The organism is Pseudidiomarina halophila (assembly GCF_003987215.1).
Lineage (GTDB): Bacteria > Pseudomonadota > Gammaproteobacteria > Enterobacterales > Alteromonadaceae > Pseudidiomarina > Pseudidiomarina halophila.
Genome location: NZ_PIPW01000001.1, coordinates 1,244,304 through 1,270,043, shown reverse-complemented (window position 1 = coordinate 1,270,043; position 25,740 = coordinate 1,244,304). Strand labels below are relative to the sequence as shown.

Genomic DNA, 25,740 nt, shown 5'->3' with positions numbered 1-25,740 from the left:
ACTAGCACGTAAGTGCTCTGAAGGGTTGTTGAAGACGACGACGTTGATAGGCGGGATGTGGAAGCGTAGTAATGCGTTGAGCTAACCCGTACTAATTGCCCGTGAGGCTTAACCATACAACACCGAAGGTGTTTAGGGTTGTCAACGATGTAGCCCGTAGTTCTACTACGGGGCAAGTTCGAACCTTTTACCAAATTATAGCTACGTACACACGTAGCCCGTAGTTCTACTACGGGGAAGCCTGCAGATTTGTACAAACGTACGAACCACAGGCGAGACAAGCAGAGTGGCACTCACTTTAGCAATCAGCTTAGTTTATGTTGTTTAACAGTTTATGCCTGGCGGCCATAGCGAAGTGGAACCACCTGATCCATTCCGAACTCAGTAGTGAAACGCTTCAGCGCCGATGGTAGTGTGGGGTTTCCCCATGTGAGAGTAGGACACCGCCAGGCTTTAATTAAGAAGAGACCCCGAGCTAACGCTCGGGGTTTTTTTATGTCTGCAGAACAGCAAAAGCGTTGTTCGCTATTAGATATCAGTTATTGGTTTAAACCAAAAAACAAAAGCGTTGTTCGCTATTAGATATCAGTTATTGGTTTAAACCGAAAAACCAAAACGCTGTTCCAATAACTAGTATCCAATAACCAACAACGCTCTCGCTCTTCCAATAACTAATATCCAATAACCAACAACGCTCTTGCTCTTACAATAACCAACAACGCCCTTGCTCTTACTCTTTGTTCTTCATTAAAATCAGCTGCTGGTTTAGAATATGCCTATGACAACGACGCATAAATTAATCTCATTAAAAGAATTACATACTTTCAGGTTGCCTTACCGGGCGCACGCCGTCGTTGAGTTGACCTCGGCCGATGATCTGGCGCAACTTAAAGATGATTATTATGTTCTCGGTGAAGGTAGTAACACTATTTTCACAGAGGATTTCGCCTGCCGGATTCTGCGCGTAGCCATTTCAGGCTACGAATGTTCCGAGACCGAAGCGAGTTACGAGCTACGCATTGGCGCAGGAGAGAACTGGCATAAACTGGTGCTTAAAACCCTCAAAGATGGAATGCCTGGTCTGGAAAACCTGGCTCTTATTCCCGGCAGCGTCGGCGCAGCGCCGGTTCAGAATATTGGAGCTTATGGGGTAGAGGCGGCTCAGTTTATAAGCTCCGTAGAAGCGTGGGATCGTAAGAAGAAGGAGTTTGTTAGCTTCGCTAAGAATGAATGCGGTTTTGCCTATCGGGATAGTTTATTTAAACAAAATGCCGGACGCTATGTGATTACCTATGTGAATTTTTCCCTGCCGAAAAACTGGCAACCAAATTTGAGTTACGGCGCCTTGGCCGGCTTGCCTAACGACGCATCAGCAACAGAAGTGATGGATACGGTTATTACTATAAGAAATAGCAAACTACCAAATCCGGCGGTGTTGCCAAACGCAGGAAGCTTTTTTAAGAACCCTGTTATTTCAGTTCAGCATTTTGCGACTTTGGTCGCGCGGTTTCCCGACCTGCCGAAATATACGGTAGATGATAACCATGTGAAGGTTGCTGCGGGGTGGTTGATAGATCGCCTTGGTCTTAAGGGTACAACATGTGGCGGCGTTGCCGTGCATGATAAACAGGCTCTGGTACTGGTTAATAAAGGTGGAGCGAGCGGTACTGATCTCCTTAAGCTGGCGAAGCTGATTAAGGATAAAGTTTATGAGGAGTTCGCAATCGAACTGGAGATTGAAGTTCGTCTGCTGGATAAAAAAGGACTTATGAGCGCATGAGCAAGCGTGATGAACGTGTCATTAAGGTTATCGAGCTGCTGTCTGACGGGGCATTCCACTCGGGCCAGTGTATCGGTGAAGAAATTGGTGTGACCCGAACCGCGATCAGTCAGTATATTAAAGATATACAGGCTCTTGGCCTGGACGTTTTTCGGGTAACCGGCAAAGGTTACCGGTTAGCCAGGGCTATAGAATTACTACACGAGAAGGACATTATCCAGGCCGTTAATGAGCATAATCAGGGTAGTAAACTTAGTGCTGAGAATATTGAAGTCGCCCGCGTTGTCACCTCGAGTAATGATGTGTTGCGGACACGGTTACGGGAGCATGGTTCATTGCCAGCTGGTTATACTGTTGTCGCAGAAGCGCAAACAGCAGGTCGGGGTCGGCGTGGTAAGGTCTGGTACTCACCATTCGCTTCCAACCTTTATCTAAGTATGTACTGGCCGCTGGAACATGGCATGTCTGCTGCAATGGGACTTAGCGTTGCTATTGGTACAGCATTAGCCGAAACTTTGACCGCCATCGGGATAAGTAATGTGCAGCTAAAATGGCCGAATGATGTTCTGGTAAACGGCGAAAAGCTCGCTGGTATCTTAATCGAACTCGAAGGACAGGCGATTGATTCGGGTCATGCAATTATTGGCGTTGGTATTAATCTGCGTATGCCGGATTGGCTCGAAGCCCCTATTGATCAGCCCTGGACCGATGTTGAAAAACAACTTAACGGGCCGGTACGACGTAACGAATTAGTAGCAAAACTGATTGCAGAACTGCGCGATGCGCTGCAGTCCTACGCAGTTGAGGGTCTCGCCCCTTTTATTGAAAGGTGGAACGCCTTCGATCGGCTTCAGGATCGCGAAGTTCGTATTCAACTAGGTGAAAAAGTTATAGCCGGTTACGCGCAAGGTATTGCGGAAGACGGGTCCCTGTTAGTTGCGGTAGATGGTGAGTTGGAGCGTTTTCACGCAGGAGAAGTAAGTTTACGTTATGAATCCTAAAAAGTTGCTGATTGATGCAGGAAATACCAGAGTTAAAGTTGCCCAAATGGACGCTGACGGTCATTTGGAACCGCTTTTTAACCTGCCCTATGATGAGCTAAGACCAACACGTCTTGATGCATCTGTTGACGCTGTGTGGCTTGCATTAGTGGGGGGTGCACCGCAACAGACCCTTTTGCAGGAATGGTTGCAGCGGGAATGCCAGTCAGCGAAGCTGCATACCGTAGCTTCAGAAGCTAGCAATTTTGGCGTACGTAATGCCTATCAGGAGCCAACACATCTGGGAGTTGATCGCTGGTTAGCCATGCTGGGTGCCTACAATGAAGTTCGCAAGCCAACCCTGATCGTTGATGCAGGCACGGCTATTACAGTCGATTGGATTGATGGTGAAGGTCAGCATTTGGGTGGCTGGATTGCCCCGGGTGTCGATCTAATGCAACGGGCTGTAGTTGAGCGCGCACCGCGTGTTTTTACCCATGGAACAAATATGTGGGGGCGCGCCAATAAATTGGGTACCAGCACTCCGGAAGGGCTTATGGATGGCTGTGTGAATATGTTCGCAGGAATCGTACGCCAGGCGCTGTATGTTACAGAAACAGAATTCGACTGGTTTGATTTCCGTTTATTATTCAGTGGCGGTTCAACACCGCTATTGCCCGTTGAGCTAAAACGCCGTGGTGAGTTACGCAGTGAACTGGTGTTGCAGGGGTTAGCTCTGTATGCCCGTAACGACTGAAAAACAAAATAAAAGAGCACCTGTAACCTGTGTCAGTATAGGTGCTCTTTTTACCTCAGGATAATCGCGCCCGGAAATCTTCGTAGGTAAATTTACGGATCAAATCAAAGCTCCCATCACGCCTCAGGATGCCAATACTCGGATGTTCTACCCCGTTAAAAAACGACGTTTTCACCATAGTGTAATGCATCATATCTTCGAAGATAACACGACTGCCAGGACGCAATGGCTCATCAAAGCTATACAATCCGATAACGTCACCGGCAAGACAGGAATTACCACCCAACTTATATGTATGCTTTAACACTCCGGGTTCACGCGCTCCGGTTATAGTCGGCCGGTAAGGCATTTCCAGTACGTCTGGCATGTGTGCTGTGGCAGAGATATCGAGAATCGCGATTTGACCTTCGTTTTCTACGATATCAACTACTTCTGCGACTAACGGTCCTGTTTGCCAGGCCACGGCAGAGCCGGGTTCAAGAATGACTTGCAGGTCGTAGGTTTCACGTAAGCGCTTTAATTGCTTGATCAAATGCTCGACATCATAACCATGGCGTGTCATCAGATGACCACCACCGAGATTTAACCACTTCATTTTATGCAACAAATCGCCAAATCTTGCTTCAACTGCCTGTAACGTACGCTCGAGTGCGAATGAATCACATTCACACAGATTGTGCACGTGTAAGCCTTCGATACCGCTTAAATCCGCACCATCAAGATCTGTAGCCCGAATCCCCAATCGCGAACCCGGCGCGCTAGGATCGTAGAGTTCAGTTTCTGCTTCCTGATGTTCAGGGTTAACCCGTAAACCGGGCGACACGTCGGACGCTAACACCTGATCACGGTAAGCTTGCCACTGACTCAAGCTATTAAATGAAATATGATTCACTAATGGCAATAAGGTATCCATCTCTGCGGGCTTGTAACCTGGCGCATAGGCATGAACTTCGCGGCCAAACTCCTCAGCCGCCAGTTTAGCTTCCCATACTGAGCTTGCGGTACAACCGACCAGATATTCACGGATGAGGGGAAAGGTACTCCACATCGAAAAACCCTTCAGCGCAAGAATGATTTGCGCACCGCTCTCACGCTGGACGCGTTCCATTAACTTTAAATTACGCTCTAACAACGCCTCATCACATACGTAACAAGGCGATGGAATAGCTTCTGTTGAATACGACTGAGTCATAGGATCAACGCTTGAAAGGTGATTCGCACTCAACCACCTGCCATGGCAGGCCATATTTGTTGAGTCGTTCCATAAATTCGTCTGGATCAAATTGTTCCATGTTCCAGACGCCAGGCTTCATCCAATGCTCCTGCAGCATCATTGAAGCGCCAATCATTGCTGGTACGCCTGTGGTATAAGACACCGCTTGAGCACCGACCTCGGCGTTACATACAGAGTGGTCACAGTTGTTATAGATAAAGATGGTTTTTTCTTTTCCATCTTTTACACCGGTCACATAAGTGCCGATACAAGTTAGACCCGTGTAGCCTTCAGCCAATGAGCCAGGATTAGGCAGTACCGCTTTCAGAAACTCTAGAGGCACAATCTTCTGTCCCTGGAAGTCGACCGGCTGAATTGACGTCATACCAACGTTTTCCAATACGCGAAGATGCGTTAAATATTGCTCACCAAAGGTCATCCAGAAACGCGCGCGTTTAATCGTCGGGAAATGTTTAACCAACGACTCAAGCTCTTCATGGAACAGCAAGTAGGATGCGCGTACGCCTACATTTGGGTAGTCGAGATCTTCACGTACACTAATTGGATCTGTTTCGTGCCATTCGCCGTTTTCCCAGAATTTACCGCGCTGGGTAATCTCGCGAATATTTATCTCTGGGTTAAAGTTGGTCGCAAATGCCTGTCCATGATCGCCACCGTTACAGTCAACGATATCGAGATAATGAATTTCGTCAAAATAGTGCTTGGCCGCGTAAGCGGTAAAGACATTTGTTACACCCGGGTCGAAGCCAGCTCCAAGTAGCGCCATGATGCCTTTTTCTTTAAAGCGCTCATGATAAGCCCACTGCCATGAATACTCGAATTTAGCCTCATCTTTTGGCTCATAGTTGGCAGTGTCAAGATAATGCACACCAGTTGCCAAGCAAGCATCCATGATGGGCAGGTCTTGATATGGCAGGGCGACATTAATAACCAGCGCAGGCTCAACCTGACGGATTAAGTCGGCAACCTCATCGGCTTTATCCGCATCAACCTGGTATACGCCAACGACGCGATCTTTACCGACTTCTGCCTGTAACTTTTCACATTTAGCAACGGTACGGCTGGCCAAATGAATTTCGGAAAAGTACTCCGGTAGCATTGCGCATTTTTTGACAACGACTCCGGCAACACCGCCGGCGCCAATAATTAGTACTCGAGACATGTATACAACCCTTTTTTTGGTTCAATAAACGGGTGACATAAAGTTTGAAAGATAGCATATTTTTGCTGAAACGGCATCCGTTGTTAGCCGGGGAATGATTGTTCGCGCAGATAGTCAGCAATGTTCTTTCTAAGCATTTGTTCGAATTCACTGCGGCTCGCGAAGTGGTTGAGTTGAACCAGATCCGCAACCTCAAACGCGGGATCGAAAAGTCCTTCGGGCTGGGAGTCAAATAGCTTTTGCGGGCCGTATTGACGGAGTAAATACCACCAGGCAAAACGCACATTTGAGAGAGGCAAGTGACCGGCAGCAAAGCCCCTTAAAATAGGTAAAACGGTGGCTTCGATCGAAAGGTCAGTGCTGAATGCTCGTTGCTGCTGCCAGGCAAGCTCCACTGCATGCAGCTGCTGCAATTGGGTAATAAGCCGTTGACTCATTTGGCTAAGACCCATGGCCCAGATTGCGCTGACTTCACCGCTCGCCATATTCTTCTTCTGGCCACGCCGAATTTCCACAAATGGGGTGGTACGCCAGAACGCGGCGACCTCCTCAGTGACGCCAAAGCTGGTACCGACTGCGTCAATACCTCGCTCGCTGGCTTCTGCAATAAGCTTGCTGATCATAATGCTGGCGATGCCCTGACGCAGCAACTGAGGATGCGAGGCAATGCGTACGATGCGTAACCAGCGCCAGTCTAAACAAGTCGATTGTTGCCGGTAAAAACCGATCGCCTGGGGTAACAACTGGCCTTTTAGTCGTCGCTGGCCCCGCAGAATTAGCGGGCTCAGGGAGCTATCGATGGGGCCTTCGTATGCGAGCCAGCAAACACTAACAATTTGTTCGTTAGCATAAAGCAGTGCTAACTGTTGCCTTGGGTCGTCAAGCAGCAAGCGTAGATCGTTCGGGCTGCTTTGGTAATGTGCCTCAAGCAACAGCGTCATGACCTGTTGTAAAGCGTGATCGCTGAGCTCGCTCGCATGGACAAAGTTCCAGCGCAATACAGGCAAAGACTGCGGCGGCTGTGGCAACTGTGTTTCAGTGAGCATTAGCAGATTGTTCAGCCACGGCTCAACAGTATCTGTGGCGCTCCAGCGTAAGGGTTCAGTCAGTGTATGCTGCTGAACTGTCGTCGACTGCTGTAGCCAGCTGAGAAAGCGCAAGGCGAAGCCTTTACCGCAGCCTTCGTAGCCGTCCACTGTTGTGGCAATCGCCCATACCCGGTAATGGCTCATTAGTTCTTTCAGAATGTGTAGTGGTATAGCCGCTGCCTCATCAATAACCAGGGTAGAGCCATAACTCTCAGCATCTTTAAGTAAGCGATCCCAGGCACGGAAGGTTGCACCGCCTTCACTGTGTTCGAGTAGGGTTGCTGCGGCTTGTGGTTGTGATGCAGTGACTAAAATTGGTCGCTGCGAATTATAGCCCGCTGCTTTTATCGCCAGTGCCATGGTCGTACTTTTCCCGCGACCTCTATCTGCCAGCAGCAAGTGGGTGGTAGTCGATGTGTGGCACATTGCATGGATAACGGATTGCTGTTCTTTTGAAGGGAACTCCGGAGGTGGTGATAGTGCTAAATTAAGTTCTTTAATAGCTGACAGATGCGTTGTTAAGTCTGACCAGCTGTTTATGTGACGGATGAGTTCGGATCGGGCAACGCTTGCCAGCAACCTGTCCTGAAATGGTGAACTTTGTGATGGCAGGATGACCCATAAGCAGCCACCACCTGAAACTGTGCCTGTTAAAGCGGCTAATGCGTCGGCATGAATGAGGTTCTGATAGTCAAGTATCACATCCCTACTGGTCTGCCCTAAGGCATCCCTGTAGCGATGCATGGTTTTACCATTTGCCGGCGTATCGCTGAAGCAGACAGCGTCAGGAATGAGTTGATGTAGCTGGGTAAGAAGCTGGCTGCGCGTGTCCGTGTTGGTTGGTGTAAAAATAAAAACAGCACGTTGCCGTGCTGTTTTTAGATGGTTACGCGCATTTGTGAACGCTTGCTCAAGGAACATACCCGTGCTCAGTTCAGCTACAGCAGCGCTACACCGAAGAACTTGGCTGCCACAGTATTGATGAAAACAATAGCGAGGATGACAGGGATGAAGGTGCCAATCGCAAAGTTCACATACTTATGCAAAAAGGTGTTCGGATAGTTGCTATTACCTTTACTCAATTCTGCGGTGAAGTTCTCACGCTTCCAACGGTAGCGCACAAATAAACAGATCAATAAGCCGTTGAGCGGCAAAATCGTGTCGTAAAAAACATCAACGATAATATCGAACAACGATTTATCAATGCCAGCATAGGTCACTACATTACTGACCCAGGGTAATAAGCCGAATGAGGTGGCAGCAAGTAGCGTCAGGATGGTGATGGCAATACCCATCACCAGTAAGGCTTTGCTTCTCGAGACATTACGTTTTTCCATAAACGATGAGGTCGGCACTTCGATAATCGAAACCAAAGAGGTGATGGCTGCGACAAAGGCTAACAGGAAAAACACCGAGGCTGCGACTGACGCAAAACCATAACCGACAGTATTCGAAAGCTGCATGAAAATTTGCGGGAAAAACGAAAATATCATCGAAACAGATGAATCGCTTAAGGACTCTGGATTGGTTTCAGGATAAATTGCAAAGATTGCAGGTAAAGTCATCAAGCCGGCGGTAAAGGCAACGGCAGTATCGGTAATCGCGACCAGCTTGCCTGAGTTGACGATATCGTCATTACGGCGGAAATAAGAGCCATAAGTGATAAGAATACCCATGCCGAGAGATAGCGAGAAGAAAGCCTGGGCTAACGCGCCATTAATTACGCTACCGGTGATTTTGCTGAAATCCGGAATCAGGTAAAATTTTACACCCGCCATTGCGTTATCAAGGGTAAGTACGAAAATAACCAGCAAGATCAACATTAAAAAGAGCGTCGGCATCAAAATTTTGGACGCACGCTCAATACCTTTTCGCACACCACCGACCAAAATAAAATTAATGATCACAGTTACTGCAACGAGATAAGCAATAAACGAATAGTCATTCACGAACTCGCCGAAGTAGGTGGGCTGGGCAATAGCATCGAGATTACCGGCTAAGGTCTGGAACAGATAACCAAATATCCAGACCGTGATCACCATGTAGAACACGGCAATCATAAACGGAGTAATGGTTGCCAGCCAGCCCGCGATACGCCAGCGTTTGGTGTTTTGGCCAAGCTCGGCATAAGCGCTATAAGGGCTATGTTGAGTACGGCGACCCAGACCCATTTCTGCGAGCATTATTGGTAAACAGATAAAGGCTACGAAAAACGCATAAATGAGGAGGAAAGCGCCGCCACCATTTTTCGTTGCTGCGACCGGGAAACCAACGAGGTTACCAATACCCACAGCAGAACCCGCTGCGGCCAATATGAAGCCAATTTTCGAGCTAAAATGCTCGCGTGATGTACTCATAGGGAGACCTTTATTTATAGTTATTATACTTAGCTAAGCGGGGTTATTTGGTGTCCCCCGACGGATATTCGCTCAATCCTAGCGTATGCTTTAGAATGCGGCAAGCACCAGCAACATATAGATACGATGCAACACGACTTATTTTCGACAAATGGAAGTTTTAGTAAAATTTCTCTGGGTGAGCAGAGCGCAATTCTGCGCGGATACGCGCTTCCGATTGAACAGCAGCTATTGGCTGAAGTTACTGCCATCGCCGCGCAGGCGCCCTGGCGGCGTTTACAGACACCGGGCGGTAAATCAATGTCGGTTATGACGACCAACAGTGGCGAGTTTGGCTGGCATAGTGATAGTAAGGGGTATCGTTACGAGGCCACCGACCCTTTAACCGCAAAGCCCTGGCCGGCAATGCCTGAAGTCATTGCCGATTTAGCCCGCAATGCAGCTGCGGAGCTGGGGTTTAGTAACTTCAAAGCGGATGCATGCCTGGTCAATTGCTATCAGCCGGGGGCGCAGATGGGTTTGCATCAGGACCGCGATGAGCATTCGTTGTCAGCACCGATTGTCTCGATATCTCTTGGCTTACCCGCACGTTTTCTATGGGGCGGAATGAAACGCTCCGATCGGCCCGCGCGGATTGAGCTGGTGCATGGTGATGTGGTGGTATGGGGCGGTGTTGACCGCCTGCGATTTCATGGCATAGCCAAATTAGCAGGTGGGCAACACCCTTTGTTGGGTGCGCAACGCATTAATCTCACGTTACGCCGGGCAGGGCCTTAGTACATCATGCTGTAGAGGATCCGACGATATTTCGCTGCAAGTGGATCGCCTTTGGGTAAACCATTGAGCATGTCGAGCGCTTGTTTTTTTGCTTGCGGGAACTCGAAATCACGCCGCAGCACCGAGAAAATAACATCTAATGCCTCTTCCATGCGCTGGGCCTGGTACAGGCTATTGGCAAGCTCCAGAGCCAGTTCAAGATTGTCCGGCTGCTCCTGAACCTGTTGCTGCAGGGCGCGCAATTCCGGGCTGTCTGCTGCTTGTTGAGCAAGTTGTAGCTTACTCTGCACCTGTTGAAAATAACTGTCCTGATCAGCGAGTCGGATCGCGTCGAGCAATTTTTCTGTTTGTTCAATCCGGCCTAAACTGCATGCTGCATCAGCCAAAACAAGCTGCACCCGGACATCGTCTGGTTGCAGGTCATAAGCTTGTTTAGCTGCGGCATAGGCGTCTTCAAATTGCTCCTGTTGCAGCAACAGCTGTGCTTTTTGCAGCAAGTCGTCGCCCGGGCCGGGAACATGCTCTTCAATACGGGCACGAATCGCACTTTCCGGCTCAACGCCAGCAAAGCCGTCCACCGGCTGACCGTCCTTGAAGAAGGCAACAGTAGGCAGACTGCGAATACCAAATTGCTGGGCGAGTTGTTGCTGATCATCGCAGTCTATTTTCGCCAGCGTCACCCGGTCACTGAATTCGTTGGCCAGTTTCTCGAGAACTGGCATTAACTGTTTGCAGGGCTCGCACCAATCGGCCCAAAAATCGACGATGACGAGTTTATCTTTTGAGCCCTCCAGAATGACTTGCTGAAAGTTTTCAATTGTTACCTGAGTGCCTACGTTTGCCACAGTAATTCCTTCTTTAGGTTGAACGACTTAGTTTTTGCTTAACTAAACCAACGTAAAAGTTTTTGTTTAAATGACGTGTATGGAGGATAACGGAATTTAGGGTCAAACCAAAAGGGGCGCTGCATCACAGCCTTCTGATGGCTGAAGGTGTCGAAACCAAACTTACCGTGGTAACGCCCCATGCCACTGGGTCCTACACCACCAAAAGGTAATTTTGGGTTCAACATGAACATCAAGGTATCGTTGCTGCACTGATTGCCCGCATGAGTTTGTTCTGTCAGTTGCTTCAGACTACGGGAAGAACCGCTAAATCCGTAGAGCGCCAGAGGCTTATCACGCTCGCGGATAAACTCGATGGCACTGGCCAGATTAGGTACTGTTAATATCGGCAAAATCGGACCAAAAATTTCCTCCTGCATGACCGGGCTGTCAACGGCTACGTCAGTGAGTATGGTTGGCTCGATATAACGCAACTGCCGGTCAATTTCTCCGCCGTGATGTATGTTGCCCTGTTCGAGATAAGCGACCAGACGTTGCCAGTGTTGCTCATTAACTATTCGACCATAATCGTCCGCGCTGCCGGGGTCACTACCAAAGAAATCTTCGATGGCCTCACGTAAGGCTACCAAAAAAGGTTCTTTCACACTCTCATCCACAAGTACGTAATCGGGCGCGATGCAGGTCTGCCCGGCATTCAGCCACTTTCCCCAGGCAATGCGGCGTGCCGATGTTTTGAGATCAGCATCGGCGAGCACCACAGCGGGGCTTTTCCCTCCCAGCTCCAAGGTAACCGGCGTCAGATGCTCAGCTGCCGCCTTCATTACAATACGACCGACCCGGCCGCCGCCGGTGTACATAATATGGTCGAACTTTTGTTCAAGCAGTTGTTGTGCAACCTCGGCGCCACCGTTTACGACTTGTACGGCTTCATTCGCCAGATAGTCCGGCAGCAGTTTAGCCATAAGATCAGCAGTTGCGGGGGCTAATTCAGAGGGCTTCAGAATGACACAGTTACCAGCTGCCAACGCCGCAACCATCGGACTTAATAAGAGTTGTAACGGGTAATTCCAGGCACCGATGATGAGCACCACACCCAACGGCTCCGGGTGCAGGAAGCTTTTCCCCGGCCAGGCCATAAGCGGCTGACTGACTCGTTTTGGCTTCATCCATTTGCGCAGATGCTTGCAGGTATGCTCAATGTCAGTCGTCAAATAGCCCAGCTCTGTCAGCCAACCCTCGGCTGCGCTCTTGCCTAAATCTGAGTGCAGAGCCGCGAGCAGCTCGCTTTCATGAGTCTCCAACAATAAGGCTAACTGTTTAAGCTGCTTGATGCGCCATGAATGAGGGCGGGTCAGGCCACTCACATAGGAGTGGCGCAAGCGTTGCATAAGCTCAGTAATATTCTGATCTGACACCGGTAATACTCCTTAAGCAAAACCACCTAACGTAAGGTTTTTGGTTTCCTGATACTCTGCCAAACCGTAGCGTGAGCCTTCGCGGCCAATCCCCGATTCTTTTACCCCACCAAAGGCATTGTAGGCATGGGAAATCGCACCGGCGTTAATACCTAGCATGCCACATTCCAGTGCATTACTGACACGTTCGATGCGGCGATAATCCTCGGCACAGAAATATCCAGCCAGCCCATACGGAGTAGCATTCGCTTTGCGTACGCCTTCCTCTTCTGTATCAAAGGTTTGAATGGCTACAACCGGCCCAAAAATCTCTTCCTGAGCTATATCCATAGTGGATGATATGCCGGTGAGTAATGTTGGTGCGTAGAATAACTTACCAAGCTCGTCGAGTACTTTTCCACCTTGTAAACATTCAGCGCCCTGTTCGACAGCATCATCGACTAAGCGCTTGACCTTATCAACTGCGCCTTGATCAATCAGTGGACCGTAATCCACTTCTTCTGCAGTGCCTGCTGCTACTTTCAAATTACTTAATGCCGGCTTTAACTGTTCGACGAACTTATCGAGCACGCTTTCCTGAACCAGAATACGATTGGCGCTGATACAGGTTTGTCCGGCATTGCGAAACTTGCAGATCAGAAGTTGTTCGACTGCGAGTTCAATGTTGGCGTCATCAAAAACGATAAAAGGTGCATTGCCACCGAGTTCGAACGAAACTTTTTTCATGGTACTGGCGCATTGCTGCATTAGCGTTTTACCAACTTCGGTAGAGCCGGTGAAACTAAATTTACGCACCGACGGGTGCTCGGTGAGAACTTTGCCTATGCTCTTAGCATCGGTACTTGGCACGATGTTGAGCACGCCGTCGGGGATTCCGACTTCGCTCGCCAGCTGGGCGATAGCAAGTGCCGATAATGGGGTTAGTTGCGGTGGCTTTACCACCATAGTGCAGCCCGCGGCAAGTGCCGGGGCAACCTTACGGGTTATCATGGCGTTGGGGAAGTTCCAGGGGGTAATTGCGGCGCAGACACCAACACCTTGTTTGGTGATCCAAACGCGCTTGTCCGGACTTTGCAGTGGCAGTACGTCACCATAACTGCGCTCAGCCTCTGCTGCGAACCAATCGACAAAACTTGCACCATATTCAATTTCTGCCGCGGCTTCGGCGATGGGTTTGCCTTGTTCAGCAGACATCAATTCAGCCAAAGCTTGTTTGTTCGCCAGCATTGAGTCGAACCAGCGCTTTAATAATTCAGCACGTTCGCGTGCGGTTTTTTTGCGCCACCCGGGAAGCGCATTGTGCGCTGCCTCAACGGCGCGTTCAGCAACTGCCGCGTCAGAGTTTGCCACTTCAGCAAGAACTTCACCGGTAGCCGGATTGGTCACCTCAAAACGTTCCTCTACTGGCACCCAGTGGCCGTCAATAAATGCATTTGTCTTTGTTAATGAACGCATACTATGGGATGTCATAAGTGTCCCCTTGTTTGTTGGCAAGTTTTAAAAACCTTTATGTATCTTATGAGTATGTTGCTTCTCCGGTTCACATGCAACGTCAGTTTAGCTTGTTATTTTGCGCGGATTCGCGTATAGTTCGCGGCCTCAGGGTCATTACCGCTAATGATGGGAGCGGCTCAACCCCTGACTACGCTGGGGTTCAGCGCCTATTTATCCTGCCAGAGTGTTCATCGTGTTCTGTAGCTGGGCGAATTACCCCCTAATTACGCTTTACAGAAATGATGTGAGATACAAATGTCTGATTTAATGACTGGCCAATCGTTCGCCGATTTTGGCCTACCAAGTACTGTGCTTAAACAAGTTGAAAGCATGGGCTTTACTACACCTACCCCAATTCAAATCCAAGCCATTCCAGCCTTGCTTGAAGGTAAGAATGTATTGGGTGAAGCGCAGACCGGTACCGGTAAAACTGCAGCTTTTGGTTTGCCTGGATTAACTCTGGTAGACCCGAAAGTACGTCAAACCCAAATGTTAGTTGTTGCACCAACGCGCGAGCTGGCGATTCAGGTGGCGGAAGCCATTACTGAATTTGGCAAGCAGATGCGTGGTCTGGAAGTAGCAACTGTCTACGGTGGTGCAGCTTTTGGTCCGCAAATTAAAGCATTGCGAACTGGTGCTCAGATTATCGTGGGTACTCCGGGTCGTCTTCTTGATATGCTTAAAAAAGGCGTATTGAAGCTCGACGCACTGCGTATGGCAGTGTTGGATGAAGCTGATGAAATGCTCAATATGGGCTTCATCGACGATATCGAAGCAATTATGAGTGCTGTACCAAACACCTCACAACGCACGTTGTTCTCGGCAACTATGCCGAATGCAATTCGTAAGCTGGCAAAAACCTTTTTGGTAACCAGCGAAGGTGAGCAGCCGCTGACGATTAAAATCGAAGCTAAAACTGCCGCGAAGTCGACCATTCGTCAACGCGCATGGCAGGTGCGTGGCATCACTAAGATGATGGCTTTGACGCGCTTATTAGAAACCATGGAATACCAGCGGGTACTTATTTTCGTACGTACGCGTAATGACACCATGGAAGTAACTGAACAGCTGCAAGCTGCAGGTTTTAAAGCGTCACCGCTCAGTGGTGACCTGAATCAGAGCCAACGTGAGCAAACCGTTGGTCAGTTACGCAGTGGCCATATTGAAATCCTTGTTGCGACTGATGTGGTCGCGCGTGGTCTTGATGTGCCAGAGATCACCCACGTAGTGAACTATGACTTACCTGGTGATACGGAATCTTATGTTCACCGTATCGGCCGTACTGGTCGTGCAGGGCGTAGTGGCGAAGCCATTTTGTTCTATCGCCCGCGTGAAAAACACTTGTTACGCCAGTATGAGCGTTTGACCAGCAGCACGATTGAATTTTTCGAAGTGCCAGATGCGAAAGAGTTAAGCGCCCACCGTCAGGCCTCTTTGCAGCAGAAAATTGTTGCTCAGCTGGAAAAAGGTGGTTTGGACGAGCTTACTGCAATCGTTGAAAAAATGCAGAAAGAGACTGACTTATCAGCCAGTCAGATCGCTGTAGCTTTGTTGGCGCAGCAGAACTTACAACGTCCGTTGATTGTTTCTGCAGACCCGGCACCGCGTAAATTTGCTGAACGTAACGAGCGCGCTGATCGGAACGACCGTGGCGACCGCAAGCGTCCAGAGAAACGTGCCGGTGCACGTGACCGTCGTGACGCTGATGTTGAATTCGATACCTATCGCATTCAGGTTGGCCGCGACCACGGTGCACGTCCTCAGGATATCGTTGGCGCGATTGCGAACGAAGCAGAGATGGATAGCAAATATATTGGTCAAATCCAGTTATTTGAAAACCATAGCTTAGTTGAGCTGCCAAAAGGTTTGCCAACGGGTGTCCTACGCATTCTGCAACGTGCTCGCGTACGTCAACAGCAGATGGGCATGGAACTTGCTGATCAGGCGATTCCACCACGCGCGCGCAAGCCTCGTGGTGACCGGCCAGCACCAAAGGGCCTTGCGCGTAAAGAGCGTCAGCCAGGTGGTGAGCGCCGGACCCGTCGCTTTCAATAAGTAATAATCAGTAATGAAAAGGGGAGCTCTTGAGCTCCCTTTTTAGTTTCTGCAGCTGCTAACTACTAAGGCTTTTTAAAAACTCGTCTGCCTGTTGACGAATTTTTTTCTTGTCCGCTTCATCACGTTTTTGCCACTGACTCAAAATCAACGCCATACGCTGATTGTTGGCCAATTTGTCTTGATGGCGATCGATAAAATGCCAGTACAACAAATTAAACGGACAGGCTTCTTCACCGATTTTCTCCGTTACTTTGTAGGCGCATGATTTGCAGTAATCAGACATTTTATTAATGTAACTGCCACTGGATACATAAGGCTTTGTCGCGAGTTTTCCACCGTCGGCAAACTGGCTCATGGCCCTTGCGTTGGGTAATTCAACCCATTCAATTGCATCAATGTAGATGCCCAGGTACCAGGCATCGACCGCATCGGGATCAGCGCCGATGAGCAGCGCAAAGTTACCCGTGACCATCAAGCGTTGAATATGATGAGCATAGGCGTAATCAAGGGATTGCTGAATACTGTGCTGCAAACAATTCATTTCGGTCTTAGCAGTCCAGTAGAAATCTGGCAGCGGCCGTGAATGCTGGAAGAAGTTGCTGTGTCCGTAATCAGGCATAAAACGCCAGTAGATTGCTCGTACAAACTCGCGCCAACCGATAATCTGCCGGACAAAACCTTCGATCTGATTTAGTGAAATCTGCTGTGGATTTTTCTGCCACGCTGTTATTGCCGCTTCGACTACGGTCCTGGGGCTTAACATCTTCGTATTTAAGGCAAAGGAAAGGCGAGCATGATAAAGAGCCCAGTGCTCACTAAGCATTGCATCCTGATAGTCACCGAAGTGACACAAGAGTTCACTGACAAAATAGTCGAGCACCTGAGTTGCTTCGTTTCGCGTCAGTGGCCAGATAAACTTCTTTCTATCAATATTACCAAAAGTCTCTACCTCTTCATTGGCCAGTAAATCAACAAGTTCACTGACATCATGAGCGAATAACAATGGTTCGGGTAACGAATGCGTTTTCTCAGGTGTCTTGCGGTTGTCTTTATCGAAATTCCATTTACCTCCTGCAGGTTCGCCATCGCTCATGAGGTAGCCCGTTTGTTTACGCACCCGCCGATAAAAATGCTCCATCAGGTAGTTATCTTTTTCACCAAACCACTGTATTAGTGCATCACGTTCAGTAAGGAAGTGCTCACTGTCCTGCCAGATTAGGTTAGCCGATGCAGTAGCTTGCCATTCACTAAGTTGCGTATCGAGGCGGTATTCGTCGGGTTGTTGTAGCCATAATTCATTGCTACCGCAGGATGACAACACCGCCTCAAGATTTTTTGTCAGGTCTTGAAGGTTATCCGGATTGTCGAGAGTCAGATAAAGAACGTGATGACCTGCGCGTAACAGAGCGTTGGCGAAGTTACGCATAGCAGCGAAGAAACCGACAACTTTCTGTATATGGTGCCGGCAGTAGTCGGTTTCCTGACGCATCTCAAACAACACGTACAAAGTGTGAGCGCGTTTTTTGCGGAACCAGCTATGGCGGGCATTAAGCTGATCCCCAAGAATTAGTGCGACTGCTGTGTAATTGGTGTCGGCAAGATCCGCCAGTCGCGTAACACACTTTGGGTGAATCTGAGTCATCGAGTCCCTACGTCAGTTAATCTGTACTAAGCTTAGTCTCGAGTTACGGATGGAGTTTAGGAAAAGATCGTGTTTTCTAAAGCGAAACATAGCCACAGCATACAGAATTTGGCATTATGCGCAGATTCGTATGCGAGTCTTACAGGCAGGGATTAGAATGCAGCCAGTTAACGTTATTTGTATCAAGTGGGGCAATAAATATGGCTCCGATTATGTCAATACGCTCTATTCAATGGTAAGTCGTAATTTATCGCGACCATTTCGTTTTGTGTGTTTAACTGACGATGCTGAGGGCATCCGTGAGGAAGTTGAAGTGAAGCCGATCCCGGAAGTGGGATTCGAAGATTTTGATCAACGTAAACCCTGGACCTTCGGTCACGGGTGGCTCAAGTTAACCTGTTTCGCCAAGCCATTATATGACCTGGAAGGCCAAACGCTGTTTCTCGATCTGGATATTGTTATTGTTGGCAGTCTTGATGAATTCTTTGAGCCGGAAGGAGAGTTTTTGGTCATCAAAGAATGGGATAAATCAGATGCAACGGGTAATACTTCAGTATTCCGTTTTAATATCGGTGCTCACGTTGATGCTCTTGAACATTTAAAAAATGATCCCGTCGGCTCGCGTAAAGACGTTCGTAACGAACAGGAGTTTATTACGCAGTTCGTTGATCGTCAGGGGAAACTTAAATACTGGCCGGCAGAGTGGTGCCGTAGTTTTAAACGCCACTGCCTACGACCATTTCCGTTGAGCTTTTTTCAACAGCCACGGATCCCCGAGGGCGCCAAAGTAATTATTTTCCACGGCCGGCCACATCCTGACGATGCAGTCGCCGGACGCAGCGGTAAGTGGTACCGCAAAGTATTACCGACGACCTGGATTAAAGAGTACTGGCGTTAGCTGTAATGACCTTGCTTTATCGGTTGCTGATCCGTGCTTGTTTGCCCTTGGTTTTTATTTACCTGTGGTTGCGCGGTCGTAAAGCTCCAGCGTATCGTTTGCGGTGGCGGGAGCGATTAGCTCTGCAGACGATTCCGGCTAACGCCAGGCAGGGGCTATTGATTCATTGCGTTTCAGTTGGTGAAACCGTGGCCGCCCGAGAGTTCATCGAACAGGTTTTGGCGCGGTATCCACAACTACCAGTAACGTTATCGTCGATGACTCCAACGGCTTCGGAATTAGCGCAAACGCTGTTTGCCGACCACGTTCATCATCTCTATCTGCCGGTTGACACCCCAGGCGCCATGCGCCGCTTTTTTGATAAGTTGGCGCCGCGCGTGGTAGTGGTTTTAGAAACCGAGGTGTGGCCGGGATTTTTGCAACAAGCACAGTTACATAAAGTTCCTGTGCTGCTGTTAAATGCACGCATGTCAGAGAAGTCTCAGCAAACTTATCTCAAATATAGCTGGTTAACAGGGCCGATATGGCAGCAGCTCACCTGGGTTGCTGCACAGAATCATACGAGTGCTGAACGCTTTATGCATTTAGGTGTGGCGTCAGATCGCATCGCGGTACGCGGGAATCTCAAATTTGATAGCCATGTTCCGGTCGATTTGCTGGCGCGGGCTACGGCGCTGAAGCAGCAGCTGCAGCGGCCGATTGTTTTGGCCGCAAGCACGCATCAGGGTGAAGATGAACTGGTGCTAAAAGCTTTCACCGAATTACTGGATAACGTCCCTAATGCGTTGCTCATCCTGGTGCCGCGCCATCCGGAAAGGTTTGCGGCGGTGGCTGAAAAAGTCGCCGGCAAAGGTTTATCATATGTACGGCGCAGCGCAGCCGAGAGTCCTGAGGCAAACAACCAGGTCTGGCTTGGTGACACTATGGGTGAGCTGGTGTTTTGGTACGCTGCTGCCGATGTCGCTTTTGTTGGCGGGAGTTTAATTAAGCGCGGCGGGCATAATCCTTTAGAGCCGATTGCGACCCATACCCCGGTTGTTTCCGGCCCTCACGTTTTTAATTTTCAGGAAATCTATCAACGCTTAGACGGTGTCGGTGGCGTACGCTGGGCAGCAGATGCCGATGAGCTTGCCCTGCAGTGGCTCGACTTGTTAAATGACGCAAATCTGCGTTTTACCATGCAGCGGGCAGCGGTATCTGAGTTCGCTCAGGATCAGGGGGCAACAGCAGCGATGCTGAGCGACCTGCACCAACATATGATGCATCAGGTACCCACGTGTAACAATGTTACTGGCAGCACTGCCACGGAGTTACCGAGTATGAAAAAAGTAACCACACTGAAGCCGCAAGGCAACGTGGAAATTTGGTACGACGGCGAACACTTTGATGATTTCAGTGACGATTATTTTACTGCTGACTACTGGCGCAGACAGGACAAAATAAAAGGCTCAGCAACGGGGCGCAGCACCGCATGGTTTATCGCTGCTGGTGAACAAGGCATGTTGCTTCGCCACTATTATCGTGGTGGGCTGGTTGGCAAAGTCAATAAAGATCGTTTTGCCCGTGAAGCTATAGCGAATAGCCGTGCAATGGCCGAATTTGAGCTATTGATGCGGTTACGGGAGCGCCAGTTACCGGTTCCTAAACCACTGGCCGCGCGCTACGAAAAAGCACCCGTGTGGGGCTACCGGGCGGATATTCTGGTCGAGATTATTCCGCAAGCGGAAGATTTGTTTAAACTTCTTGGACAGCGTCAGTTAACTGCTCAGCAGTGGCGTGAGGTTGGCGGGGTGATCCGCCAGTTTCACGACGCCGGGGTTTATCACTCTGATTTGAATTGCCACAACATCATGCTCGACGCCGCTGGCAAGGTGTGGCTGGTTGATTTCGATAAGTGTGGCTTCCGCGATGCTGGCGAATGGCAGCAAGCAAATCTGGCGCGGCTGTTACGCAGTCTGCATAAAGAGGCTGCGAAAGCTAAAGAGGCCAAGCGCGACTTCCATTGGCAGAAAGAACGCGATTGGCCTCTATTAACTAAAGGTTATCAGGGCAAATCCTAGTCGCGGATTTGACCTGTTCCTGTCACCACAAACTTCTCGGTTGTCAGCGCCTGCAGTCCCATAGGACCATAAGCATGCAGTTTACTGGTCGAAATACCAATTTCGGCACCTAAGCCTAATTGACCGCCATCGCTGAAGCGCGAGGATGCATTCCACATGGTAACCGCCGAATCAACTTCACGAATAAACCGCTGGGCTGTTGCTTCATTTTCAGTGGCAATGACTTCCGTGTGACCACTACCGAAGGTTTGAATGTGTTGAATAGCGGCGTCGTAATCGGCAACGGTCCGGACAGCTAACTCAAGCGCCAGGTACTCTTCACCAAACTCGTCATCGCCAATCACATCGGCGTCGGAAAAATAGCTGGCAGATGCCTTATCGCTATGAATCTTGACGGATTTCTCCTGCAGAGCCTGCGCGGCCTTAGGCAAGAATTCTCCGGCTATCGCCTGATGCACCAACAATCCTTCAAGTGCATTACACACGCCCGTGCGCTGGGTTTTACCATTTAACAATAACGCCAGAGCTTTGTCCTGATCAGCATCTTTATCGACATAAAGATGGCACACACCTTTATAATGCTGAATGACTGGAATCTTACTGTTGTCACTGACAAAGTGGATTAAGCCTTCACCGCCACGTGGAATCACTAAATCAATGTAGTCGTCTTGTTGCAGCAGTTGCAGCATCAAGTCACGATCCGGGGTTGGCACCACAGTAATCACATCTTCTGGAAGTCCACATTCACGCAGTGCTTCATGTAATGCCTCGGCGATAGCTTTACTACTCTCGATAGCTTCACGGCCACAACGCAGAATCACCGCATTGCCAGATTTGAAGCAAAGTGCTCCAGCATCTGCTGTTACATTTGGACGAGCCTCATAGATCATGCATATAACGCCAAGAGGGATACGCATTTTTTCAACGACAATGCCATTTGGGCGGGTGTTGAAAGGTTTGCGCTCGCCAACTGGATCCTGCAGCGCAATGATTTCTTCGATCGCGGTCGCCATGCCCTCGATACGGTCAGGGTTTAACTGCAGACGATCAAGCATAGAGTCAGACAATTTTTTCTCGCGACCGGCTTGCATATCCTGCTCGTTAACGGCAAGGATTTTATCTTGGTGTTTGCGAATGGTGTCTGCCATGGTTTGCAGAACCTTGTTTTTCTCTGCTTCGCTCAGTGTTGCCACTGCTCGCGCTGCAATGGCAGCGCGTTTTGAAATTTCTTGTGCTACGGAGTTACTCATTCATCCTCCAGGATCATTAAATCGTTACTTTCGATAACTTCAGTGATGGGACTGTACCCATATTGCTTCGCGATGGCGCTGACTTCTTGTCCCTTAATATGTATCAGCTCATGTGAGCTGTACTGACAAATTCCTTTTGCGACGGCCTCGGCGTTATCACCGTTGCGAATGACGACAGCATCGCCACGATTGAAGTCACCCTGTATGTCGACAATTCCCATAGTTGTAAGAGACTGACCCGCAACCACGCTATTCGCGGTTTCGGCATCAACAACAATCTCACCTTGTGATACCAGGGTATGCCGCAACCAGTGTTTCTTGTTCGTCATTGGATCTTGTTGGCGACTGAAAAGCGTTCCGGGATTTTTTCCGTGCAACAACAGTTCAAATGTTTCGCCTTTACGTCCGTTGACAATGTAGGTGTCGATACCGTGCGAGGTAGCTTTTTCTGCCGCTTCAATTTTCGTGCGCATGCCACCAGTGGCGATCTTGTTTGTCGTACCACCAGCCAGAGCAAAAATTTCCTCGGTAATTTTATCCACCACAGGAATCTTCTTGGCGTCAGGTTTAACCCGGGGGTCTGCGTCAAATAACCCATCAATATCGGAGCAAATAAACAGCGCATCAGCGTCAACCAAAGTAGCAACCATAGCTGCTAAGTTGTCGTTGTCACCGACTTTCATTTCGTCGGTCGCGAGCGCATCGTTCTCATTTACAATGGGTAATACATTGTGTTCTAACAATGTGTGCAAAGTGTTACGGATACTGACGTAGCGTGCACGATCGCGCAAATCACCATGGGTCATCAGCACCTGTGCACAGGGGAAGTCAAAAAAGCGTGACCAATTTGCCATCATGTCGGTTTGACCGACGGCTGCCATTGCTTTTTTCACGGTAACCGGAATAGTATCGCTATCGTAACTAATGTGCTTACGTCCAGCAGCTGCACTGCCGGAAGACACTAGCACGACTTCTTGTCCGCGTTCATGACATTCAATGATAAAACGGGCAATGGCTAATAAATACTTACTGCTCGTTCCTGTATCGTCTGGCGCAATCAACGCACTGCCAACTTTCACAACAGCCCGCTGCCAGGAAGGCATTTTCATAGTGGCTCCCTCTTGAAAAATTCGTTCGTAGTCTAACAGAATCAAAGGGGTTTCTCTAGCTTCGAACTATAACTCACGCCTATGTTGATCATAGTTTAGTAAAATTTAGGAAATGGCGCCTGATAAACGTACAGAAGTGTAAAAGCTGGCCAAAAAAAAGCCCCTGAATTAAGGGGCTGGGTTTGCGCTTATTTGCTGGGAGGCGTATAGCCTTCAATTTCTATGTCTTTTCCTTCAAAAAGGAAAGCTTTCATCTGCTCCTCCAGGAATTCCCGGGACTTGGGATCCATCAGGTTCAAACGTTTCTCATTAATAAGCATGGTCTGCTTCTTCTGCCACTCGGCCCAGGCTTCTTTGGAAATTGATTCGTAAATTTTTTGACCCAGTTCGCCAGGGTACAGTTGAAAGTCGAGACCCTCGGCTTCTTTGTTTAAATATTGGCAATATACTGTGCGACTCATAACTACCTCAATACTCGTTGGAGAACTGCAATATTACGCATTAATCAGGGTGCTGACAAACTTGTCCATGTTCATACTTGTTGCAGATATTTGCGAATAGGGGCTGGTAAACCCAATGTACCGATGGCGCTTAACGGAACCCGCTGCTGTTGGGGTTTTAACGTTGTCGGTTGCCGCCAGATGGATGCCTCAAGCTTATAGTGGCTGAAGGTGTGCGTAAACTGACCAAAAGGCTCAGAGTCTGGCGCCGTCAGCAGTTCTGGCAGGCTCCAGAGGTTTGGCCAAACGCTGCTGGCATCACGCTTTTCTAGCAATACGCCCTCGGTATTTAAGTCGAGGATAAAGTAGCCTTGCCGGGTTGGAATAGGTTTTTTAGCCTGACGTTTAGGAAACGCACTGACCTGGTCATGTTTCAGGCTCAGGCAGCTTGCGTGAAAAGGGCAGACTTCGCAATCAGGTTGCTTTGGCTTACAAAGGGTCGCACCGAGATCAAGCAGACCTTGTGCAAAGCGGCGATTCTGCGATTGCGGGGTATAATGCTCCGCTAAATCCCAAAAATAGCGATCATGAGAACTTTTATTGATCAGAAAGGGGAGGGTAAATAAACGTGCAAATAAACGTTTAACGTTGCCATCCACAATCGCGCCAGGCGCGTCGTAAGCAAAGGCGCGAATAGCGCCAACGGTGTAGGCGCCAATACCAGGGATTTCACGTAGCTCAAGGGCTGAGGATGGGATCTGACCATCGTATTGATTGACGACAGTTGTTGCGGCGGCTTGTAAATTACGGGCGCGACGATAATAACCCAGGCCTTGCCACAATTGCATGACCTCATCTTCTGAAGCTGCTGAGAGGGCACTGACATCTGGAAAGCGGGTGATCCAGCGCTCGAAGTAAGGTATTACTGTTTTCACCTGGGTCTGCTGTAGCATTAGCTCACTGACAAGCACATGATAAGGGTTGTTTTCACGCTGCCAGGGTAAATCATTTCTGCCGTGCTGAGCCTGCCAATCGATAACGATTTTGGCAAACTGCTCGGGTGAGATAATTTGTTCAGCCGAGCTTCTATAAAATTCAGTAGGTTGCATGAATCCTCAACGATTTTTTTAACTGCAGTTCAATACTTCGTAAAGGTTTTGTAAACCTTAAAGAATTTGCCGAAATTCAAGCAAAATTTGCTTATATCGTATATAGTAAAGGGAAATCAAAATCCATTCATTGAGAAATTAAAGGAGCATCTCGTGAATCGTATCGCCGCAGTTTCATTTGCTGTAATAGCAGGCCTTTCAGTTACTGGTACCGCATTCGCGCAAGCCAGTTCGAACGAAGGTCAATGGTATGTCGGTCCACGTCTTGGGCCATTAGGTACGGACTCTGATCGTGTCGCTATCGACAACAATCAATTACGTACGTTCAAAGGTGGGTTCGACAGTGCCTTCTATGGTTTAGAAGCCGGTTTCCAGTTTACCCCAGAGTGGGGCTACCGTCTGTACTATGATTATCTTCGTGGAGATCTTGAGAACGCAGACTCGGCCACAGGTCAAGTCTATGGTGTCGATTTACTCTACAACTTTACCGAAAGTGTTTACGGTAGCATCGGTATTAATAACACCGAGCTTGGTGACATTTCTAACCGCTTCTTGCGCGTTGGAGCAGGTTACCGTGAACAACTCAACAACAACTGGCAGTTGTTTGTTGAAGGTGGTGTACAACAAAGCGACGGTGATTTAACTGAATTCTTGTTGATGACCGGACTTCGTTATTACTTTGGCAAGTCAGCTAGCCCAGCTCCTGCACCGACTGCACCAGCCCAAGAGGCTGCACCAGTCGATTCAGATGGTGATGGTGTTGTTGACTCCAAGGATCGTTGCCCCAATACGCAACCGACCTACAAAGTCGATGAGTATGGTTGTGTAATGTATACCAACGAAACCATAACTCATGAATTAATGATTAACTTCGCATTTGACTCTGCGGTTATCCCTGCAGGCGAGAAAGATGAAATCCAGGATACTGCGGAATTCCTGAAAGAATACCCGCAGCTGGACATCCGTATCGAAGGTCATACTGACAGTATTGGTACTGTAGAATACAACCAGGGCTTGTCAGAGCGTCGTGCAAGATCAGTAGGTGATAGCTTAATCTCGGACTTCGGTATCGAGCAAGAGCGTGTGAGCACAGTAGGTTACAGTGAAAATCGTCCGTTAGTGCCGAACACTTCACCTGAAAACCGTGCGAAGAATCGCCGTATTGAAGCGAAAATGTCGGTAACTAAAGAAGTACCGGTAAAAGAAGATAACTAAGACTTAGTTATTTTTTGAGAAAGGCGCACCGAGTCTGACTTGGTTGCGCCTTTTTTGTCTTAATTTGAGA

The 25,740-nt window shown here is 48.9% G+C and carries 20 protein-coding genes and 2 rRNA genes; 10 read left to right on the top strand and 12 right to left on the bottom strand.

Translation table 11 applies throughout. The annotated features are described in order from the left end of the window. From CWI69_RS05990 to CWI69_RS05970, 5 genes are all read left to right on the top strand, one after another. Nucleotides 1-116 (top strand): 23S ribosomal RNA (locus CWI69_RS05990); the annotation flags it as partial. 221 nt (nt 117-337) lie between these two features. Continuing rightward, nucleotides 338-452 (top strand): 5S ribosomal RNA (gene rrf, locus CWI69_RS05985). A gap of 326 nt (nt 453-778) precedes the next feature. Next, nucleotides 779-1,780: a UDP-N-acetylmuramate dehydrogenase gene (gene murB, locus CWI69_RS05980; protein WP_126762749.1), complete on the top strand. Its 1,002-nt coding sequence runs from the start codon at nt 779-781 to the stop codon at nt 1,778-1,780. Then, the gene (birA, locus tag CWI69_RS05975) at nt 1,777-2,781 is read left to right on the top strand and encodes a bifunctional biotin--[acetyl-CoA-carboxylase] ligase/biotin operon repressor BirA (protein ID WP_126762747.1); all 1,005 of its coding nucleotides are present in this window, start codon (nt 1,777-1,779) and stop codon (nt 2,779-2,781) included. The genes murB and birA overlap by 4 nt, the downstream gene beginning before the upstream one ends. Next, nucleotides 2,771-3,517, top strand: coding sequence for a type III pantothenate kinase (locus tag CWI69_RS05970; RefSeq protein WP_126762745.1), 747 nt, complete (start codon nt 2,771-2,773; stop codon nt 3,515-3,517). Before birA ends, CWI69_RS05970 begins: the two co-directional genes overlap by 11 nt. Nucleotides 3,518-3,572: 55 nt before the next feature. Here the strand turns inward: CWI69_RS05970 and nspC are convergent, their stop codons facing one another. The 4 genes from nspC to CWI69_RS05950 form a co-directional block, all read right to left on the bottom strand. After that, nucleotides 3,573-4,709, bottom strand: coding sequence for a carboxynorspermidine decarboxylase (nspC, locus tag CWI69_RS05965; RefSeq protein WP_126762743.1), 1,137 nt, complete (start codon nt 4,707-4,709; stop codon nt 3,573-3,575). A 4-nt stretch (nt 4,710-4,713) separates the two neighbouring features. After that, entirely contained in the window at nt 4,714-5,913 is a 1,200-nt protein-coding gene (locus CWI69_RS05960; RefSeq protein WP_126762741.1) for a saccharopine dehydrogenase family protein, read from the bottom strand. Between the two features lie 83 nt (nt 5,914-5,996). Then, nucleotides 5,997-7,922: a tRNA(Met) cytidine acetyltransferase TmcA domain-containing protein gene (locus CWI69_RS05955; RefSeq protein ID WP_126762739.1), complete on the bottom strand. Its 1,926-nt coding sequence runs from the start codon at nt 7,920-7,922 to the stop codon at nt 5,997-5,999. Nucleotides 7,923-7,939: 17 nt separating this feature from the next. Continuing rightward, entirely contained in the window at nt 7,940-9,358 is a 1,419-nt protein-coding gene (locus CWI69_RS05950; RefSeq protein ID WP_126762738.1) for a sodium-dependent transporter, read from the bottom strand. Nucleotides 9,359-9,484: 126 nt separating this feature from the next. Between CWI69_RS05950 and alkB the strand changes: the two genes are divergently transcribed. Next, the gene (gene alkB, locus CWI69_RS05945; protein WP_126762736.1) at nt 9,485-10,135 is read left to right on the top strand and encodes a DNA oxidative demethylase AlkB; all 651 of its coding nucleotides are present in this window, start codon (nt 9,485-9,487) and stop codon (nt 10,133-10,135) included. Here the strand turns inward: alkB and trxA are convergent. The 3 genes from trxA to CWI69_RS05930 are packed head-to-tail and all read right to left on the bottom strand — an operon-like array spanning nt 10,132 to nt 13,865. Then, nucleotides 10,132-10,980, bottom strand: coding sequence for a thioredoxin (gene trxA / locus CWI69_RS05940; protein ID WP_241971042.1), 849 nt, complete (start codon nt 10,978-10,980; stop codon nt 10,132-10,134). The genes alkB and trxA overlap by 4 nt on opposite strands. A gap of 38 nt (nt 10,981-11,018) precedes the next feature. Continuing rightward, nucleotides 11,019-12,368, bottom strand: a complete 1,350-nt coding sequence (locus tag CWI69_RS05935) for an aldehyde dehydrogenase family protein (RefSeq protein ID WP_126762891.1) — start codon at nt 12,366-12,368, stop codon at nt 11,019-11,021. A gap of 39 nt (nt 12,369-12,407) precedes the next feature. Then, the gene (locus tag CWI69_RS05930) at nt 12,408-13,865 is read right to left on the bottom strand and encodes an NAD-dependent succinate-semialdehyde dehydrogenase (protein WP_241971040.1); all 1,458 of its coding nucleotides are present in this window, start codon (nt 13,863-13,865) and stop codon (nt 12,408-12,410) included. Nucleotides 13,866-14,144: 279 nt separating this feature from the next. On the opposite strand from CWI69_RS05930, the gene CWI69_RS05925 reads away from it, so the two are divergent. Next, complete coding sequence (locus CWI69_RS05925) at nt 14,145-15,944, top strand: DEAD/DEAH box helicase (RefSeq protein ID WP_126762732.1); 1,800 nt, start codon at nt 14,145-14,147, stop codon at nt 15,942-15,944. Between the two features lie 58 nt (nt 15,945-16,002). Here the strand turns inward: CWI69_RS05925 and CWI69_RS05920 are convergent, their stop codons facing one another. Next, entirely contained in the window at nt 16,003-17,589 is a 1,587-nt protein-coding gene (locus tag CWI69_RS05920) for a cryptochrome/photolyase family protein (protein WP_126762730.1), read from the bottom strand. 157 nt (nt 17,590-17,746) lie between these two features. Here CWI69_RS05920 and CWI69_RS05915 point away from each other — a divergent pair, with 157 nt between their 5' ends. Both CWI69_RS05915 and waaA read left to right on the top strand, forming a co-directional pair. Continuing rightward, complete coding sequence (locus CWI69_RS05915) at nt 17,747-18,487, top strand: glycosyltransferase (RefSeq protein WP_198678894.1); 741 nt, start codon at nt 17,747-17,749, stop codon at nt 18,485-18,487. 5 nt (nt 18,488-18,492) lie between these two features. Continuing rightward, nucleotides 18,493-20,547 (top strand): lipid IV(A) 3-deoxy-D-manno-octulosonic acid transferase, encoded by a 2,055-nt coding sequence (gene waaA / locus CWI69_RS05910; RefSeq protein WP_126762727.1) that lies wholly within the window; start codon nt 18,493-18,495, stop codon nt 20,545-20,547. Here waaA and CWI69_RS05905 read toward each other — a convergent pair. The 4 genes from CWI69_RS05905 to mutY all read right to left on the bottom strand — a co-directional run bounded on the left by CWI69_RS05905 (nt 20,544) and on the right by mutY (nt 24,455). Next, entirely contained in the window at nt 20,544-21,797 is a 1,254-nt protein-coding gene (locus CWI69_RS05905) for a glutamate-5-semialdehyde dehydrogenase (protein WP_126762725.1), read from the bottom strand. The two genes, waaA and CWI69_RS05905, sit on opposite strands and share 4 nt — an antisense overlap. Continuing rightward, on the bottom strand, nt 21,794-22,906 hold the full coding sequence (gene proB, locus CWI69_RS05900) for a glutamate 5-kinase (protein WP_126762723.1): 1,113 nt from the start codon (nt 22,904-22,906) through the stop codon (nt 21,794-21,796). Before proB ends, CWI69_RS05905 begins: the two co-directional genes overlap by 4 nt. A gap of 188 nt (nt 22,907-23,094) precedes the next feature. Further along, entirely contained in the window at nt 23,095-23,367 is a 273-nt protein-coding gene (locus CWI69_RS05895) for an oxidative damage protection protein (protein ID WP_126762721.1), read from the bottom strand. Between the two features lie 71 nt (nt 23,368-23,438). Then, nucleotides 23,439-24,455: an A/G-specific adenine glycosylase gene (gene mutY / locus CWI69_RS05890; protein ID WP_126762719.1), complete on the bottom strand. Its 1,017-nt coding sequence runs from the start codon at nt 24,453-24,455 to the stop codon at nt 23,439-23,441. A 153-nt stretch (nt 24,456-24,608) separates the two neighbouring features. On the opposite strand from mutY, the gene CWI69_RS05885 reads away from it, so the two are divergent. Further along, nucleotides 24,609-25,670: an OmpA family protein gene (locus CWI69_RS05885; RefSeq protein ID WP_198678893.1), complete on the top strand. Its 1,062-nt coding sequence runs from the start codon at nt 24,609-24,611 to the stop codon at nt 25,668-25,670. The last annotated feature ends 70 nt before the right edge of the window (nt 25,671-25,740 follow it).

Coding starts and splice junctions, on each gene's coding strand:
- murB (WP_126762749.1), top strand. CDS start 779: ATGACAACGACGCATAAATTAATCTCATTAAAAGAATTACATACTTTC.
- birA (WP_126762747.1), top strand. CDS start 1,777: ATGAGCAAGCGTGATGAACGTGTCATTAAGGTTATCGAGCTGCTGTCT.
- CWI69_RS05970 (WP_126762745.1), top strand. CDS start 2,771: ATGAATCCTAAAAAGTTGCTGATTGATGCAGGAAATACCAGAGTTAAA.
- nspC (WP_126762743.1), bottom strand. CDS start 4,709: ATGACTCAGTCGTATTCAACAGAAGCTATTCCATCGCCTTGTTACGTA.
- CWI69_RS05960 (WP_126762741.1), bottom strand. CDS start 5,913: ATGTCTCGAGTACTAATTATTGGCGCCGGCGGTGTTGCCGGAGTCGTT.
- CWI69_RS05955 (WP_126762739.1), bottom strand. CDS start 7,922: ATGTTCCTTGAGCAAGCGTTCACAAATGCGCGTAACCATCTAAAAACA.
- CWI69_RS05950 (WP_126762738.1), bottom strand. CDS start 9,358: ATGAGTACATCACGCGAGCATTTTAGCTCGAAAATTGGCTTCATATTG.
- alkB (WP_126762736.1), top strand. CDS start 9,485: ATGCAACACGACTTATTTTCGACAAATGGAAGTTTTAGTAAAATTTCT.
- CWI69_RS05935 (WP_126762891.1), bottom strand. CDS start 12,368: ATGCAACGCTTGCGCCACTCCTATGTGAGTGGCCTGACCCGCCCTCAT.
- CWI69_RS05930 (WP_241971040.1), bottom strand. CDS start 13,865: ATGACATCCCATAGTATGCGTTCATTAACAAAGACAAATGCATTTATT.
- CWI69_RS05925 (WP_126762732.1), top strand. CDS start 14,145: ATGTCTGATTTAATGACTGGCCAATCGTTCGCCGATTTTGGCCTACCA.
- CWI69_RS05920 (WP_126762730.1), bottom strand. CDS start 17,589: ATGACTCAGATTCACCCAAAGTGTGTTACGCGACTGGCGGATCTTGCC.
- CWI69_RS05915 (WP_198678894.1), top strand. CDS start 17,747: ATGCAGCCAGTTAACGTTATTTGTATCAAGTGGGGCAATAAATATGGC.
- waaA (WP_126762727.1), top strand. CDS start 18,493: ATGACCTTGCTTTATCGGTTGCTGATCCGTGCTTGTTTGCCCTTGGTT.
- CWI69_RS05905 (WP_126762725.1), bottom strand. CDS start 21,797: ATGAGTAACTCCGTAGCACAAGAAATTTCAAAACGCGCTGCCATTGCA.
- proB (WP_126762723.1), bottom strand. CDS start 22,906: ATGAAAATGCCTTCCTGGCAGCGGGCTGTTGTGAAAGTTGGCAGTGCG.
- CWI69_RS05895 (WP_126762721.1), bottom strand. CDS start 23,367: ATGAGTCGCACAGTATATTGCCAATATTTAAACAAAGAAGCCGAGGGT.
- mutY (WP_126762719.1), bottom strand. CDS start 24,455: ATGCAACCTACTGAATTTTATAGAAGCTCGGCTGAACAAATTATCTCA.